The sequence below is a fragment of the Mesorhizobium sp. M7A.F.Ca.CA.004.04.2.1 genome, assembly GCF_004022825.1.
Lineage (GTDB): Bacteria > Pseudomonadota > Alphaproteobacteria > Rhizobiales > Rhizobiaceae > Mesorhizobium.
The window spans coordinates 1-459 of record NZ_RZPH01001787.1 but is presented as its reverse complement, the minus strand read 5'-3'; the positions used below and the strand labels follow the sequence as shown (position 1 = coordinate 459).

The following is a 459-nucleotide window of genomic DNA, read 5'->3' as shown; positions in this document are numbered from 1 at the left end:
GCCCTGTTCGCGGCACTGTTCGGGGGCGGGGGCGCCGATTGGGTCGGCCCGGGGTCGGGCGCCGATGCGGCGATGCAGGCACGCAAAGCCGACGTGGTCGATGCGGCGCTGGCTTTTCATGGCGGCCATCTCGGCGACCCGCTCGAGGCGCTGCGCCGGGTCGGTGGCCGTGAATTCGCGGCGATCGCCGGCGCCATCCTTGCCGCGCGGATGCAGAAGATCCCGGTGCTGCTCGACGGATTGGCGGCGACGGCAGCCGCAGCGGTACTGCATGGCGTCAATCCCACAGCGCTCGAGCATTGCCTTCTGGCCAGCCTGTCGCCGGAACCCGCGCATGCACGCGCCGCCCAACGGCTAGGGCTGCGCCCGTTGCTTGATTTGGATATCAGCCATGGCGAAGGGGCAGGGGCCGCCCTTGCTGCGGGGCTGGTCACGGCCGCCGCGCTGACCCGTTCGGGC

The 459-nt window shown here is 71.7% G+C and carries 1 protein-coding gene; it reads left to right on the top strand.

Annotation, left to right across the window (positions count from 1 at the left end; translation table 11 throughout):
- Positions 1 to 459 (top strand): nicotinate-nucleotide--dimethylbenzimidazole phosphoribosyltransferase (locus EN893_RS37580; RefSeq protein ID WP_206640286.1); only part of this gene is annotated, 459 nt, incomplete at both ends.